Origin of the sequence: Pandoraea sp. LA3 (assembly GCF_022696215.1) — a bacterium.
Lineage (GTDB): Bacteria > Pseudomonadota > Gammaproteobacteria > Burkholderiales > Burkholderiaceae > Pandoraea > Pandoraea capi.
Genome location: NZ_PTPY01000035.1, coordinates 124,231 through 139,078, shown reverse-complemented (window position 1 = coordinate 139,078; position 14,848 = coordinate 124,231). Strand labels below are relative to the sequence as shown.

Sequence of the window (14,848 nt, the reverse complement as noted above, 5' to 3'; positions counted from 1 at the left end):
TGGCCCGATCCAAGGGCTGTAACGCCACGCTGCTCGAACGCCTTAGTCGAAAAAGCCGTCGACGAACACGGCTTAGTAGAGAGGATTTTCTGAACGGTATGAAGGCCATATGTTGAGCATTGAGTAGCTAAAACCTGCTTTTATTATTTCCCTTCCGATATGAGTTGCGGCACGATGTGCCGACAGCGTTAAGTTTTCCTGCCTTTCCACCATCGGTTGTAAACCTTCCCTGCTTTTATCCAGCCTTCCTTAGCGTCTGCAAGTCCCGAGCGATACGCGCCAGCGTTGGTGATGTGTGCCCGTTCGCTTCATCGGTTTTCCCCGTCATCAACCAAAAGGCGTACTGAGGCCACACGCTGCCGAGCGCTTCAAGCATGTCGTCACTGGCCCGCTGCTGTCCCCTGACAACGTTTTGCCAACGTCGTCCGTTGATTCCCGTTCGGGCCTCCATGTCGACCCACGGCTTTCGCGGATCAAGCTCAACGTCCGCTAGCTCCTTTATTCGCCCTCGCATTTCGGACTCATCCCAATCCCAAAATCTGTGCTGTCGACTAACATTTAGTCGGCGGCACATTGATATGTAATCCGTACTTTGTCTGCCGACCCATACATTCGTTTCCACAGGGAGTCCGGCGAATGACCAGCAAACAAAAACTCACCATCCTCGACGTCTCTCGACGCGAGGGCATATCCAGCAAGACCGGCCGTCACTACGACATGCGCATTGCGGAGTGCGTCCTTTGGCAGAACACCAGTGAAGGCGAAGACGCCGTAGTAGGCACCATCACACTCCCGGACGCTGTGAAGGACGCAGGCAAAGGCGACTACCTCGCGGAATTCATCCTCGCGCGATCGATGGAGGGTCAACTTGCCCCACGCCTCATCGCGTTGCAGCCATACGGCGACGGCACCCGGCCTTCCACGCCGGTCAAGAAGCAGAAGCTCACCATCCTCAGCGTCGTCCGCCGCGAAGGCATCTCAAGCAAGACAGGCCGTCCGTACGACATGCGCACCGCTCAATGTGTCCTCTGGCAAGCAACGCCAGAAGGTGACCGCGCCGTTGTCGGCACCGTCCCGCTGCCCGACGTCGCGAAAGAGTCCTCCAAAGGCGAGTACTTCGCCGAAATGGCGATGGCGCAATCGATGGACGGCTCACTTGTCCCGCGCATTGTAGCGTTGCAGCCCTACGTAAGTAGTACGCGCCCAACCGCTACCGCCAAAGCTTCCGCGGCTGCTGCCGCATAACTTTGCGTCATCTCACGTCGCTGAAACGCGAAGCGACAACCAGCAGTTAAATCCGGCCCCCCGCCAGATTCTTCGTACCGTCACCGCTAGAAGGCCGTGATGGGATTGGGGGTTGCGATGCTTCACCAACTGTCACTCGACCTTTTCGGCGGATTCGCTCCGGCCCGAATCAAACAGCGGCGTATGCCGCGTCCCCGTCCCGTCGCTCGCCGTCCGTGGCGTCAATTGCGCCTCAAGCTGCCGCTGCGTCGTCTTATCAAAGCCGGCAAGGGCTTCATCTGGACGCGTCCAGATGGCATCCAGTTCGTCTGCAAAACCATGCGCTCACTCATCGCGCGAATCATGGACTACGACGGCCACCTGATTCCGGCAAGCATCCGCAAGGCGATGAGCAAGTCGCTTAAGCGTCAGTGACGCCCAAAACCGCATAGGTCCCGACATGGCAGCCCCCACGACCGAACTCGTCAACCGAACCATCACGGCTACCGATGGAAAGTGCATGTGCATCGCGCGCGTCGGCGGCGTCGACGCAGAAGACACGGAACGCTTCGCCCGAATGCTGGAAGCCTCAGCACTGCTTTACGAGACCGTGCAGGTGCTGGCTGGCGCTCTGGATCTCACTTACGAAGCGCACGAGTTGCCGCAACCGGCTTGCGCAAAGTTCGCGTGGCAGATCCTGCGAAATATTAATCGAGGGGGCTGACGATGACGACTCAAGCGACGCGTGTCCTGACTTGCAAACCCGTGGTATCGGCATCGGCGACCGACCGTCAATTTTGCCCTCCGGTAGACGGCCAACAGTTCTCTGTAGTCGCAGCAACCGCCCTCGCAACGAATCAACACGAAATACAGCCCGACGTCCCACAGATGATGGGCTTCTGGACATTGGCATTCACGACGGTCGTAGGTCTGTACGTCCTGAGTGCTCATGTAGGTGCAATTCTCGGATTCATACGTCGAGGATGAGCCAGCGCGCCGGACGCACTCCGGTATCTCTGAAGTGAGGAAATCTAATGAACACGAAACTTGCACGATTCAAATATGTGGGCGCACGTGCCAGTGCAGGCTTGGCGCTAGTTACCGCGCCCATGCTCGCGTTCGCGGAAGGGGGCACGGCCACGAATTTCGACGTCTCCGCGATTACCGGCCAGATCAGCTTCGCTAGTGTCGCGGCCGGCGTGATCGCCATCGCCGGTTTGCTTGCAGGCGTTTACGTCGCCATCAAAAGCGCCAAGGTAATTCTTGGCATGATCCGCGGCGCCTGAACCTGATGTGATTTTGGGAGGCGATCCGGACGCTTCCCAGTCATGACCTCCGCCCGTCGAAAACTTGTCCCTCTTTCTCGTCAACAAAGGACGCCCGATGGCTTCGCAAGAACTCTGGAATTTGATGTGCTTTGCGTGGGGCGTTGTCTGCGGATGGGCCGTCGTAAGCGGCCTACGGAGCATGTGATGAAGAAGCTGTTACTAGCAGCCGTGTGCTTCGCTTTCGTCGCAAGAAGCACAAGTGATGCTCAAGCCAACCCGCTCGCACGCGCCTTCACAACTTTTGTCATCAACCAAGTCGTCGCGCTCGTCACGCAAAAGGCTGTACAACAGGATGGAGTAAAGGCTGAAGACCCTCGGCTACTAGCAACTCAAAGAGCCATGTCAATGGTGGCCACTGACTATGTCGAACTTGGTTCGAATGGGCGATTCATGATGGCTGCGAACGGCCCCACGTGGCTCAGCCTTGCTTCGGTTTTGCTTGGCGCTCACCTGGGCGAGATCGCGTCGGCCAAGATCGGAAAAAAGGACGTCACAGTCAGTGCGACGGCATCCGGCGAGATAGTGGTGAAACGCGAGTGGATTGAGCCTCCTCCGAGAGTGATAGTGCCCGCCTATCCCGGTGCAGGTATGGACACGGCGGGAACCAATCCATGGGTTGCCATGGCAGCACTTGGCGCTCAGGTGTATCGGGAGTCAAGCTGCAATGAGCCAGAATGCGCCCCCTTTCCTGTGCTGGGGCGGGATCCAGCTCCGTACCCGGAAGGCTTGTTTTTCGATTGGTTTCGCATCTACAAAGGCAGTCTTAAGGCATATGCGCGAGGTCTCGAAAACGTTAAAGCTTATCTTCTCGCCTATGCAGAAACACGACTAAGGAATTACAAGCTCAAGGTGAGGAATCTGCGTATCGAGGTTGTATCCAGCAAGATCACCTATCTGACATCGGAGGATTTCGCATTCAAGGCTTATTACGAATTTGAACGTTGCAAAAAGGTATCGGAAAAACAGCCGGACGGCAAAAGCCATTTGATCGAGAAGTGCTCTTGGCTCGATGGTGCGTCGGAGGGGCCACTGGTTTCGTTTCCGTGGGTGGAGCGCCGTGTTCTGGACACCGCATCGAGAAAAAGAAGGGACGATAGCGTTTTCGATTCATTAGACGACGCATTTAGGGGCCTATCCGACGAGGAAAAGGCGCTGGAACTCAATCCCACGTTCGTTGCGAATATCGCAAACTCCTTGGCTAGCAAGGCCAGCCAGCGAAAGGACTACGCTGGCGTTCCTCACAGCATGACGTCCCCGATTCGTCCCGACGATGTTAAGACGCTAACGGATGAAAACGGCAAGAAAGTCACGGCGCGTCTCGCAGATGCATTCTCCCGACCAATGGACGTGAGCCAGCGCTTTGTACCGGTTTATGTCACGGTAGTACCAAATCAACCTTGGCCTGGGACTCGGACGTGGCCCGACGGTCGCCCCGATCCGCGCGATAGACGCCCATACGATCCAGACAGCGAGCTTCCCCCGGATCTCCAATCGAGGGATGTCAATGTCGTCAACACGCCCGGCGTGCATGTCGTCAACGCGGTTCAAATCGATGTCGGGCCAGCGCCCAACACTGGTGAGCCAACTCTTGAGACGCCACCAACGCCCAGCGCAATCCTTTCGCCAATTCTTAGCCTACTTCCGGATTTCAAGCAGTGGAGGACACCAAGCCGCACTGCTGCCTGTCCTCGCCCTGTCTTTGACGTCTTTCAAACACGCATAAGCATGGACGCGATGTGCGATATCGCTGAGCGGCATCGCAAGTCAATCCACGCAGCGATGCTTGCCGTGTTTCTGTTGATTGCCGTAACAGTTCTGCTTGCCGCTTGAGGTCGAAATGAACACGCTATTCAATGTCCTCGTCTTTGCAATAAGAGGATCGCTCCAATTCGTTTTTCGCTCCGTAGTCGTCAAGTTCGGTACTTTTTTTGCGCTGTGGTACGTCACGACGGGATTCGTGGAGGTACTGAAAAACTCAGGCGTTCTGCCTAAGGCCGATGCGCTGACGGGCGCTTTTGCGAGCATCCCGCCTTCCGCCTGGTACTGGCTGGAACTCTTGGCGTTCCCCGAGGGAATGCCCATCGTTTTGGCGGCGATGGCGAACCGCTTCGTGCTGCGTCGCATTCCGTTGATGGGGTAACCGATGGCGATCAATGCGTACACCGGACTGATGGGGTCAGGCAAGAGCTATGAAGTGGTGGGGAGTGTAATCGTGCCCGCCGTTATCGCAGGACGTCGTGTTGTGACAAATATTGATGGCATCCAGCCCGATGCGATTCGCGACTACTGCGTGGACGTCAAGAAAGCCAATCCAGAAGCGCTCGGCAGCATAGTTCCGGTGACAAACGAAGACGTGACGCGGGAAGGTTTCTTCCCTGACGAAACTAGGCCCGAAGCGAAATCAATCGTGCTCGCTGGCGATTTGGTCGCGATAGATGAAGCATGGAATTTCTGGTCGATCGGGAACAAGATCACCCCAGAACACATGCGCTTTTTTCGAATGCACCGTCATTACGTTCACCCCGAGACAGGTGTGGCCTGTGACGTCGCGCTCATGATTCAGTCGATAGGGGATCTGCACCGGCAATTGCGCTCAGTAGTAGAGATGACGTTCGTCACGAAGAAACTCAAAGAACTCGGACTAAACCGGAGTTACCGAGTCGAGATGTATGAGGGCGGCAAGGTCACAAAATCAAATCGCGTCGACACCTTCTCCAAGATGTACAACAAGGCCATTTTCCCGTTGTATCAGTCCTATGTGGGGGGTAAAGGTAATGAGCGCGCCATTGACAAGCGGCAAAACAAGCTTGCCAACATGCGCATCTGGTCCATTTTCATTTTCATGCTATGCGTCGTCGGTGTAAGCGGTTGGTACATCATGGTTTTTTTTCGCGGCGACCACTTGCCAGTAAGAAAAGATCACGACGCAACAGCACCTGCCGAGAACGCCTCGTCCGTTCTGCGGGAAGTCAACCAACACTTTGCTCCTGCGATGAGCGCCGACTGGCGCATTGCGGGCAACTTTAGTGTTGGCGACGAACGCTACATCGTTGTCGCTGATGATGCCGGTCGACTTCGTGTGGAGTCCCCGTCTATGTTTCAAAACAGCGGCATCGCCGCCATCGGAACTGTCGATGGACGGCGAGTCACAGTCTGGTCGGGCGGCCGTTCCAACGCGGCAGTGGCGGGGGACTGACAATGAAACTGCTGCTCATTTCATTGCTTTTTGGCGTTTGGACCTCTGCACATGCTGCTGATGCCAAGTTGACGCCCGCGCCCATTGACTTCAATGGGTTTCGACCTCAAGAGGAATACTCCCCTCTGGACTACGCAAGCCGACCAATGCTTGAGGCGGAGTTAGATCGAGAGCGCCAAGCCAAGCGTGCGACGCTGCTCAAGACAGCAGGTCGAGGAGTGTTTGACTTTCAACTTGTCAGCGTCTCGCAGTTGCTGACGCTCTTGTATGGCGAAGCAGTTAAGACCCCTTATGTGATTTCGCCGGAGGTGTTGCAAGACCAACGTCTTGTCTCATTTCGATATGACACCAAACATGGGGACCTGAAGACGTTCCTCGTCTTGTTCCTGGATTCTCTTGGCTTCAGCGTGGAGCAACGCTCAGGTGTTGATTTCGTGTTCAAGCGCCACGATCTCAATGACGAGATTGCGCAGAATCGGGAGGCTTTCATATACCGTCCTTGCTATCGCGACACGGCCTATCTCGCACGTCTAGTTAGCCCATTGTTCCAAGGGAAATTCACTGTTAATCGTCCTGTCTCTGCCCCGCCCGAAGCACGTGTCGGCGGCCATGCTCCGGAAGGGTCTGCTGCATCGTTGATAGATCAGCGTGGAGACACTTTACTGTTCCACGGCACGCCTACCGAGATTGCAACGCTAGCAAAGCTGCTTCCTCAACTCGATACGCCCGTGGGCGAGGTCAGCGTACGCGCAGCCGCATACGAAGTCGTCAACAACACCGAACGCGGTTCCGCATTCCAGCTCGCGTTAGATCTGCTGTCGAAAGGTCTGGGGATCGAGGTAACGATAGACGGCGACCGATTCGGTAACGCCATCCGCCTGAAGGCGGGCGACTTCTCCACTGTCTTCTCGGCGCTGGCAAAGGATTCGCGATTTCAGGTCATCAACAGCCCGAACCTACGCATTCGCTCGGGAGCAAGGGGCCGTCTCACCGTCGGCCAGAAGGTGCCTGTCCTCAAATCCGTGAGTTATCCGCGCGGCGGCGGTGAACCTGTCCAATCGGTCGAATACCACTCGTCCGGCGTGATCTTTGAGTTAGCCCCCACGGTCAAAGATCGAATCATCGACTTGCACGTCACGCAGCAAATCAGTGACTTCGTGAAGACGACCACGGGCGTCAATAACTCCCCGACACTCAACACTCGCGAAGTCAGCACCGAAGTCAGCCTGCACGACGGTGACGTGATTCTCATGGGCGGTCTCACGACCAACAAGAGCACCGACAACCGTACAGGACTCGCCTTCCTGCCGCGCTTCCTCGACAGCCATAGCGACGCCTCGTCCAACACCGAAATCCTGCTGATGCTCCAGGTGCAACGTGTGAGGATGACTAGCGTCGGGAGTGTCGGCGCCGATGCCGAAGCCGAGGTCGCCCACAAGCCAGACCGCGAAGTCCGGGCTGATGACGCGCGGCCCAGCGCGACCCGCGCGACCGAGCAGTGGGTAGCACCGCCGACGTCCGCCGAAGCCTCGCCATCGACCACACTTGCCCTCACTGAAAACCGCCCTGCCGTCAGCCCGGAACGTGAAGTGGCGCTGAGGCATGAAAGGGCAAGCGACGCGGCGCTCCCGCCGCCCGCAGGGGCGAGGACGGCGGGGGCGCGCGAAGCGCGCCCCTAGATTTATATCAGTAACACTTAACGTACAGACACCCGCTCAAGCCCGCCAATCAAGGCAAGAACACTCCCCCCGAAAAAGAGAAGGCCCCGAACGCAGCAACGAACGGGGCCAGCACATCAACACGACAATCTGGAGTTGCCATGCTTGAGAACAGTGTAGACGACTATCCGTTCCGCCGCGAATGGGTCATCGGAGGCCGAGACTTTGGTGAGGGTCTGCATGAGATCAACGCCACCCGGTTTGACCGCTACATGCGCGCTCAGTCGCTGTATCGAATCCCGAAGGCGAAGCGCGGGGAATCGGAAAAGAAAGAAGACAACCGGCTAGCGTCGGCCAAACGCGCCCGACGGAATGTGAGGCTGCGTTGTAAAGCCATGCAGGCGGACAGGATGATCACTTTGACGTACCGCGAGAACATGCAGGACAAGCAGCGTCTCAAGCACGATTTCGACGCCCTACGTCGACGCTTGGGGAAGTTTCTGGACTTTCAGTACATCGCAGTCCCCGAACGGCAGAAACGCGGTGCGTGGCACATCCACGTCGCGGTGAGGGGGCGACAGAACTACCGGGTACTTCGCGCTATCTGGCACTCCATCGTCGGCGCAGATAACGGCAACGTCGACGTGCGTAACCCGTTCCGCCAGAAAGGGCTTCGCCACAAGCTGGCCGGCTACCTGAGCAAGTACATCACGAAAGACTTCGCGGAACATGAGGCCAATGAAAAACGCTACTGGACCAGCAAGGGCATCGCGGTTCCGGAGCGGCAGCCCATCGCCCACATTCTGTGCGACGACCCAGTCAAGGCCATCGTGACCGCCTTCGAAGCGGCAGAGGCGGCAGGCGCAAGCCTCGACCATTGCCAGGTGTTCTGGAATCAGGATCTGGGGTGTTTGTGGTTAGCAACTAGGGAGAATTAACGTGGCATCTAACCTCATTTCATACGATGCGCTGGTCGAGATAACCGGCATGAAGATGCCCAGCGCGCAGGCACGCTGGTTCAAGCACGAGTTCGGCGTGGAAGTCCCACGAAGGTACGACCGTAAGATCGTCCTAACGTGGTCAGTGTTCGAGGCCCTGCAAGCCCGGAAACTCGGCCTCAGCACCATCGCCCCGATCGTCGATCGCCCTGAAGTTTGCTCTCCATTCGCATGAACGCAACACGAAAAAAAGCAAAGTATCCCCGTGTCTACGCGAGCGATGGCTCGTGGTATTGGGTTGAACCCGTCTCGGGAAAGTGGATTCGCCTTTGCCGAATCACGGACAGCGAGCACAGATTGCTCGCACGACTATCCGAGGCAAAGAAGCGGTACGCCCGGCCAGAAGGTACCGGTGACGCTCGCATGCTAATCGACGACTACGTCCGCAAGCATAAGGCCCGCCATCGGGAGAAGGCATGGCCAGCTTACGGCCGGTATGCGGGAAATGCGCTGCGGAACGTCGACGTAGCAGAGATCGACGCAACCGTCGTGATGCAAGTACTTAAGCACTGGAAAGACAAGTTGCATATGCAGCGCGTCATGCGGGCGTTTCTGTCCGGCTTTTTCCGCTGGTGTATCGAGGAAGGACGAATGAAGACAAATCCATGTAACGAGTTACGGGGGTGGCTGAAGCGCCCTAAGCCGAGCGCTGTATATATACCGGACGATCACTTTTCGGCGATCCGTAGTGCGCTCGTCCGATATACCTACATTCGGAAAGGCAAACGGCTATCCGGCAAGGTCAACTCAGGTCCGATGATGCAGTGCTTCGTCGACCTCTGCTACCTGACAGCCCAACGCTCGACCGAAATCCGGACGCTCAAATGGTCGCAGATCGACTTTTCGAAAGGCGTCATCCACTTCGTTCCCAGCAAGACGGTGGACTCAAGCGGTATCGCCATCGACGTGACAATCACTCCAGAAATCAGGGAGGTGCTGAAGCGAATTCAAGCGTTGGACGGGCGCGAACGGATCGGCAACTTGAACGTCGTCCATTCACTGTCATTTGAGCAATACGAGTCAAACGGCATCCGCACGGCATGGAACCGTGCAGCACAACGGGCCGGACTGGCTGACCGGGGATATACCGTCAAATCGATCAGAGCGAAGGCGCTTACTGACGCCAAGCGGGCAGGGTATGACCTCAATGCCCTGCAAACAGTAGCAGCACACAGCACGCCCGCAATGACCAAGGACTATCTCAAGCTGCGTGATACTCCGACCACTTCGATCAGGCTCAAACTTCCCAGTGAGTAACGTTTGGACTTAAGTTTCCACCGCGCTGGCAGAATCGTCAGATTTGCCCGCTGGTTTAAGGATTGCAGGCCGTGGCGGGATTCTTTCTGTCAGCTTCTGCACACCATATTCATGGACGTATAGTGACTCAACGATGTGTTCCATGACGTCGACCAATGTTTCCAAGTCGTCCGCACTTGGAGTATGCCCTCGATGAATCGTTGCGCTTCCCGCGTCGAGCACTTTTTTGAGCCGATCTCGCATGAGCATCGAAACGTGACCTTTTTCGAAAAGCGCATTAAGGTTCGCGTCGAATCGATTTAGGTCCCCGCCGATTTTGTCGATCATCACGAGTTCGAGAACCGACCTGACACCCATCGCCGCTAGATGTGGCTGGTCATTCTGCAATGCGCGGTACACCTCTCTGCAGATCGTCATCGCTGGCTTGTCCCCGTCAGCAGAACTCATCCACCACCGAAACATCCATGACGGCTCCTTACGAATCACGCGAGCTGGGTAGTGCGTGAGAGCAGGCTCCGGCATCCCCGAGGAATCCCATTCCTCAAGCAGTTTCACTGCTCGACATCCGCAGCATTGAAGCGTATAGAAAGTCGTTGTCTCGAAGTAGTTATACCGCTCATCGTCAAATCGATTACCGGTGACATGCAAGACTCGATGCCATCTATCACCACCGCATCGGTTGCAATGACAACTAACTTCATCTCCGATTTTGTTCATCACCACCCCATTTCTTTTCTTTGTGAGGGAGATTTGAGCGTGAACTACGGCACCATGAGCCATGAGACGGCTCAACAGTTATTAGGGAAATGCCAAGGAAAAGATTAGGGACAATAGATGCTGCCTGTCCCAATCCCTTGAAGCTAGTGGTCGGAGCGATAGGATTCGAACCTACGACCCTCTGATCCAAAATCAGATTTACAGCACTTCAATGCAGATCATCCGCGTTCACAAAAACACTCAACCGTTTGATATATAATGATTTTTCTTACTCACAAAGATTTCCTGATCTAACAAAATCAACCCACATGGTAGCAATAGGGTAGCAATAGAATGGGCCACTCGAGCAAGATCTCACTGAACTTCACCAAAGCAGCGATCGAGGGACTTCCCCCGCCCGACACCGGCTGGAAGTACTACTACGACACGAAAGTGAATGGTCTTGCCGTCGGCGTCGGGGCCAGCGGAGTCAAGACGTTCGTCTTGTATCGGAAAGTCAATCGCAAGCCGGAGCGCGTCAAAATTGGGCGATTTCCCGATCTAACGATCGACAAGGCTCGCGCCCAAGCGATGAAGCTCAACTCTGAAATCGCTGAAGGGATGAACCCTGCCGACGCAAAGCGAACACGACGTGCGGAGATGACATTTGGTGATCTCTTCGGCGAGTACTATACGAATCACAGTCTCCCGCATAAGAAAACCGCCACCGAGGACAAGCAAAAGTTCGAAAAGTATCTTTCGAGCAACACGGACGGCATCAATCTCGCGTCGCGACAACTTTCCGAGATCACGAAGTCCACGATCGCACAACTGTTCACAAAGGTCAGCAAACAACACAAGACCATGGCGAACCGTGTACTCGCGTTGGTCAGTAGCGTGTTCGGCAAAGCAATTGAATGGGGGATTTGGAACAAACTCAACCCTTGCCATGGAATCCGCAAGCACAGTGAGGTGAGTCGTGATCGATTCCTACAACCCGATGAGTTACCCAAATTCTTCGAACAAGTGCTTGCATATCCCAACCCGACCGTCCGCGATTTCATCTTGATCAGTTTGTTCACGGGAGCGCGGCGCGGGAACGTTCTAGCAATGCGGTGGGATCAGATCAATTTCGATCGCGCCGAATGGCGTATCCCGGACACAAAAAATGGAACACCTCAAACTGTGCCGCTTGTTGCCGATGCCATCGCAATCCTGAAGGCACGTAATAACGCCCGCGCCAACTCGCCATTCGTCTTTCCCGGTGACGGCGATACCGGACATCTCGTTTCACCGAAGAATGCCTGGAGGGCGATTCTCGAAAAAGCGGGCATTGCCGATCTTCGCATACACGATTTGCGGCGTACGATGGGGTCATGGCAGGCTGGAACCGGCGCGAATATGTCCGTGATCGGTCGGTCGCTAAATCACAAGTCAACACAAACGACCGCGATCTACGCACGACTGTGGCTTGAACCGGTGCGTAACTCTATGGAGGTTGCGACGTCAGCAATGCTACAGGCCGCACGAACACCCAATGCAAACATAGACACACCGGGTGAAAATAGCGACTGAACATATCGAAAGATTGCGTAAATACCTGAGATGCAAGTTGAATCACAACTTCCGGCCGATCGAAGACATTCAGTCCGATTCGACGAATGGTCGCGTTTGCGCGGATTTGACGTGGTCGTGCATAGGTGGCGTTGATTTGAACACTGAGTCTCCCCTCACTATCCAAGGACATGTTGCATGATCGACAGAGAAATCATTGTTCCCGATGGAATGGAGCAGATCGTTGAACGCGCGGGCTATGCGCCAGCCGTCAAGGTGGAAACAAGAGTCTTTTGCGCCGGACAAGTCTGGCGTACATGACCTGCCCTCGGTTTTAGTCCGAAACGCTTTTAGAGTCCGAGGTAAAAAACTGCTGCTCTTCATGCGCCCGAGAGAGCTGTGAGGCCGCTCTGTGTTGCACTCGATACGCCACGATTCAATCAAGTTCTTGGTGTGACGCAGCGAGACGAACCAGTGTTCGTTCAGACATTCGTCACGGAACCGCCCGTTGAAGCTCTCGATGTAGGCATTCTCTACAGGTTTGCCGGGTCGGATGAACGACAGCGTGATGCCGACCTCGTACGCCCAGGCGTCCAGTACCTTGCCAGCGAACTCCGGCCCGTTGTCCACGGTGATGGATAACGGCAACCCCTGAGCGCTTCCCGGGTTTGAGCTCGTTCCTTGTGAGCGTTTCCGAGGACGATATGGAGCAGGCTGGAGCCCGAGGCGTATCAAAGGATGCCGCGGCTATCGCGCAGAACACTGTGCTCTCACGTAGCTTGCGCGGAGCGCTTCCCAACTTCGTTCCGACCTTTACCCTCAAATTCGGAGATGTTAAGGAAATATCGAACCTTGAACCTCTAGTTGGAAGCGTAGCCAAGTCGTCCGCCATTCCGTCGCCAACATCAGCTGCGAGGTGGCAGCAGGAACGTGATGTTCAGAATGCTTATTGGAACAGAGCCGCGATATAGAACGCGACCAACAAGCTGCGGAAATTTCCGACAGTTGGTTCCGGCACCAACTGCGGCCCCATCTTCGATGGTTCGGTTGCCACAGGTCGGGGTCACTACGATTGACGGGCCGAAATTCATACCGCTCGCCGACCTCTATGCGCCAGGCGTTGCTTGCTACTTCGTCAACGGGAATACGATAGCGTCCGAACAAAGAAAGAGATTGAGACCCCGGTGACGACGGCTCATTGAATTGCGGTGCTCCAACATAAATCACCACATTTGCGGCTGGTGAGGGCCCGAGAAAGGTGAGATTGCGCACGGGTTGGCGAATCGTCTTGGCGCGACGAAGGCCCTTCCCGCCGATGCATTTCGCCTACTCGCCCCACAATCACCTTGATGCACGGCCCGCTCCAGACACCCTCGCCCGAAATGTTCATATATCGAACGCCGGGAAAGCAATACGCCCACTGCTTACCGTCGCCACTTCTTGTCCATCAGAAGTGATGGCAATGGCATTTTGCTCGATAGACCGCTCCGGAAACCGTTAATCGCTTGCGCCTGCGAAACGTGGAGTCCAGACATCTTCCGTGCTGGGAAGCACGAGAAGCGTCAGCACGGTGTCGTACGTGTCGGAGACGAGTTTCATCTCCCGCAAGAGCGTGCCAGGTGAGGCATCAGGGAACCAGACTTTGGCAGGCAACAACTGCCCCTGCTTCTCGCTGGTAATGGTTGGATTCGCGGCAAGCGAACCAGGGGGAACCTCAATCGTTTCCCGTCGGGTTCGAAAGAACGCTCCGGCCTTATGTGCACTGTCGCTTGCCTTCGCCGACAACATGTACCCATCACGGGAAACGACCAGAACGGCCTTTTCTTCAGTGCTATTGAGCCACTGATGGATGGTTGCCGTCAGACTTACGCCGTAGCGCTCAGCACAATCACCGAGCACTTTCAGGTCTACCGTCGACGACAGTTGGGCCCGGAAGTCATTTAGCGGCATAAGCAAGTAGGCGGCAAACTTATCGGCCTCTAGCTCAGTGCTCTTCTCACTCTCCGTCGCCAGACCAATGTCGCCGCACTGGAACATCTCCTTGGTAGCCCGGTGCAGGAGATAGTGACCAAGCTCGTGCGCTTGCGTGAAACGAATCCGCCCTTCGGATGGCAGGCTATTGTTGAAGAGCAATAGCCATTCGTTGCCTTTGCGGAAAAGGCCGCCATCAAATCCGTCGATGTCTGCACCTTGTACGGAGGTGATGAGGTCAGGGAAATTGAAGAAGTTGCCGCACTCAAGGGCCAACTTACATACATCTACGGGGAAACGCTCCCCGCCATGGACAGCGTGGAATGCGTCCAACATCTTACTCAATCGATTCGCTTCCTTCGCAGGAGAACTCGTCATCTGGTCTAGTTTTTTGGTTGGAATGTCTCCAATATTTTACGCAAACGCTCCTTCGATTCGGAGTCCAATTTTTGATAATTGCGGTAAAAGGCTTCGTCCATATGCCGCTCTTCCGGTACGCGGGTGTCCTCTTCAATGAAGAACGTGTACGCGACCCCCAAAACGTCACCTAGCGCGGCCAGCTTATCCGCCGATGGCCGCTGCGACTCGCGATTCTCTAGCTCCCAAAGATAGCTTTTGCTCATTCCAGCCGCATCGGCCAGTTTTTCGAGCGTCAGCCCCTTTTGCTTCCGAAGTTCGCGAAGCTTTTCGCCAAGTCTTGTCGACATCAAATCTCTCCTGCTAGACACAAAACTCCGAGCAAACTATACCACTTCTCCGAACTTTTTGTTTGACAACAGAGAATGGACGGGTATAAATTTGCTGCCAGTAACGCTCCTCCGAACTTTTTTTGGGTGATCCACGGGAATTGTTGGGGTGGTCGTAGTCGGGCTGCAGTGGGGCGTCGGTGAGGTCATTTTGACCTCGTTCGTTGTCTGGCGCCGCTTAGCGGCGAGTGTAGAGATTCGATATGGCACCTCAAATCAC

Annotated in this window: 16 protein-coding genes and 1 pseudogene; 13 read left to right on the top strand and 4 right to left on the bottom strand. The window is 55.6% G+C overall.

Annotated elements, in window-relative coordinates; all coding sequences use genetic code 11:
* Positions 1–636: 636 nt before the first annotated feature.
* The 11 genes from C5N93_RS28460 to C5N93_RS15910 all read left to right on the top strand — a co-directional run bounded on the left by C5N93_RS28460 (position 637) and on the right by C5N93_RS15910 (position 9,661).
* Positions 637–1,245 (top strand): hypothetical protein, encoded by a 609-nt coding sequence (locus tag C5N93_RS28460; protein WP_347403309.1) that lies wholly within the window; start codon positions 637–639, stop codon positions 1,243–1,245.
* 225 nt (positions 1,246–1,470) lie between these two features.
* Positions 1,471–1,659, top strand: a complete 189-nt coding sequence (locus tag C5N93_RS15955) for a hypothetical protein (RefSeq protein ID WP_242560048.1) — start codon at positions 1,471–1,473, stop codon at positions 1,657–1,659.
* Positions 1,660–1,684: 25 nt separating this feature from the next.
* A complete protein-coding gene (locus C5N93_RS15950; protein WP_242560047.1) occupies positions 1,685–1,948 on the top strand; it encodes a hypothetical protein in 264 nt (87 codons plus the stop codon).
* Positions 1,949–2,258: 310 nt separating this feature from the next.
* Entirely contained in the window at positions 2,259–2,510 is a 252-nt protein-coding gene (locus C5N93_RS15945) for a major capsid protein (RefSeq protein WP_242560046.1), read from the top strand.
* 186 nt (positions 2,511–2,696) lie between these two features.
* On the top strand, positions 2,697–4,382 hold the full coding sequence (locus C5N93_RS15940) for a hypothetical protein (protein ID WP_242560045.1): 1,686 nt from the start codon (positions 2,697–2,699) through the stop codon (positions 4,380–4,382).
* Positions 4,383–4,389: 7 nt separating this feature from the next.
* Positions 4,390–4,692, top strand: coding sequence for a DUF2523 family protein (locus C5N93_RS15935; protein ID WP_242560044.1), 303 nt, complete (start codon positions 4,390–4,392; stop codon positions 4,690–4,692).
* A gap of 3 nt (positions 4,693–4,695) precedes the next feature.
* Complete coding sequence (locus tag C5N93_RS15930) at positions 4,696–5,748, top strand: zonular occludens toxin domain-containing protein (RefSeq protein ID WP_242560043.1); 1,053 nt, start codon at positions 4,696–4,698, stop codon at positions 5,746–5,748.
* Positions 5,749–5,750: 2 nt separating this feature from the next.
* Positions 5,751–7,427 (top strand): type II secretory pathway protein, encoded by a 1,677-nt coding sequence (locus C5N93_RS15925; protein ID WP_242560042.1) that lies wholly within the window; start codon positions 5,751–5,753, stop codon positions 7,425–7,427.
* 140 nt (positions 7,428–7,567) lie between these two features.
* A complete protein-coding gene (locus tag C5N93_RS15920; protein WP_242560041.1) occupies positions 7,568–8,344 on the top strand; it encodes a hypothetical protein in 777 nt (258 codons plus the stop codon).
* Between the two features lies 1 nt (position 8,345).
* Entirely contained in the window at positions 8,346–8,579 is a 234-nt protein-coding gene (locus C5N93_RS15915) for a DUF4224 domain-containing protein (protein ID WP_242560040.1), read from the top strand.
* Between the two features lie 188 nt (positions 8,580–8,767).
* Positions 8,768–9,661, top strand: coding sequence for a tyrosine-type recombinase/integrase (locus tag C5N93_RS15910; RefSeq protein ID WP_242560039.1), 894 nt, complete (start codon positions 8,768–8,770; stop codon positions 9,659–9,661).
* Positions 9,662–9,670: 9 nt separating this feature from the next.
* On the opposite strand, the gene C5N93_RS15905 is transcribed toward C5N93_RS15910, so the two are convergent.
* Positions 9,671–10,216 carry a DUF4145 domain-containing protein gene (locus C5N93_RS15905; RefSeq protein WP_242560038.1) on the bottom strand — a complete coding sequence of 182 codons (546 nt, stop codon included), beginning with the start codon at positions 10,214–10,216 and terminating at the stop codon, positions 9,671–9,673.
* Positions 10,217–10,711: 495 nt separating this feature from the next.
* Here C5N93_RS15905 and C5N93_RS15900 point away from each other — a divergent pair, with 495 nt between their 5' ends.
* Both C5N93_RS15900 and C5N93_RS28345 read left to right on the top strand, forming a co-directional pair.
* Entirely contained in the window at positions 10,712–11,932 is a 1,221-nt protein-coding gene (locus tag C5N93_RS15900; RefSeq protein ID WP_242560037.1) for a site-specific integrase, read from the top strand.
* Positions 11,933–12,109: 177 nt separating this feature from the next.
* Positions 12,110–12,232: a hypothetical protein gene (locus C5N93_RS28345; protein ID WP_277990375.1), complete on the top strand. Its 123-nt coding sequence runs from the start codon at positions 12,110–12,112 to the stop codon at positions 12,230–12,232.
* Between the two features lie 69 nt (positions 12,233–12,301).
* Here C5N93_RS28345 and C5N93_RS15895 read toward each other — a convergent pair.
* The 3 genes and pseudogenes from C5N93_RS15895 to C5N93_RS15885 all read right to left on the bottom strand — a co-directional run.
* A pseudogene (locus C5N93_RS15895) lies at positions 12,302–12,565 on the bottom strand (transposase family protein); the annotation flags it as partial.
* A gap of 843 nt (positions 12,566–13,408) precedes the next feature.
* Positions 13,409–14,218, bottom strand: a complete 810-nt coding sequence (locus C5N93_RS15890) for an ImmA/IrrE family metallo-endopeptidase (protein ID WP_242560036.1) — start codon at positions 14,216–14,218, stop codon at positions 13,409–13,411.
* Positions 14,219–14,265: 47 nt separating this feature from the next.
* Positions 14,266–14,589 (bottom strand): helix-turn-helix transcriptional regulator, encoded by a 324-nt coding sequence (locus C5N93_RS15885; RefSeq protein ID WP_242560035.1) that lies wholly within the window; start codon positions 14,587–14,589, stop codon positions 14,266–14,268.
* Positions 14,590–14,848 lie beyond the last annotated feature (259 nt).

Bases quoted from the DNA above. Each gene is read 5' to 3' on its own strand.
- C5N93_RS28460 (WP_347403309.1), top strand. From the start codon at position 637: ATGACCAGCAAACAAAAACTCACCATCCTCGACGTCTCTCGACGCGAG.
- C5N93_RS15950 (WP_242560047.1), top strand. From the start codon at position 1,685: ATGGCAGCCCCCACGACCGAACTCGTCAACCGAACCATCACGGCTACC.
- C5N93_RS15945 (WP_242560046.1), top strand. From the start codon at position 2,259: ATGAACACGAAACTTGCACGATTCAAATATGTGGGCGCACGTGCCAGT.
- C5N93_RS15940 (WP_242560045.1), top strand. From the start codon at position 2,697: ATGAAGAAGCTGTTACTAGCAGCCGTGTGCTTCGCTTTCGTCGCAAGA.
- C5N93_RS15935 (WP_242560044.1), top strand. From the start codon at position 4,390: ATGAACACGCTATTCAATGTCCTCGTCTTTGCAATAAGAGGATCGCTC.
- C5N93_RS15930 (WP_242560043.1), top strand. From the start codon at position 4,696: ATGGCGATCAATGCGTACACCGGACTGATGGGGTCAGGCAAGAGCTAT.
- C5N93_RS15925 (WP_242560042.1), top strand. From the start codon at position 5,751: ATGAAACTGCTGCTCATTTCATTGCTTTTTGGCGTTTGGACCTCTGCA.
- C5N93_RS15920 (WP_242560041.1), top strand. From the start codon at position 7,568: ATGCTTGAGAACAGTGTAGACGACTATCCGTTCCGCCGCGAATGGGTC.
- C5N93_RS15910 (WP_242560039.1), top strand. From the start codon at position 8,768: ATGCTAATCGACGACTACGTCCGCAAGCATAAGGCCCGCCATCGGGAG.
- C5N93_RS15900 (WP_242560037.1), top strand. From the start codon at position 10,712: ATGGGCCACTCGAGCAAGATCTCACTGAACTTCACCAAAGCAGCGATC.
- C5N93_RS28345 (WP_277990375.1), top strand. From the start codon at position 12,110: ATGATCGACAGAGAAATCATTGTTCCCGATGGAATGGAGCAGATCGTT.
- C5N93_RS15890 (WP_242560036.1), bottom strand. From the start codon at position 14,218: ATGTTGGACGCATTCCACGCTGTCCATGGCGGGGAGCGTTTCCCCGTA.
- C5N93_RS15885 (WP_242560035.1), bottom strand. From the start codon at position 14,589: ATGTCGACAAGACTTGGCGAAAAGCTTCGCGAACTTCGGAAGCAAAAG.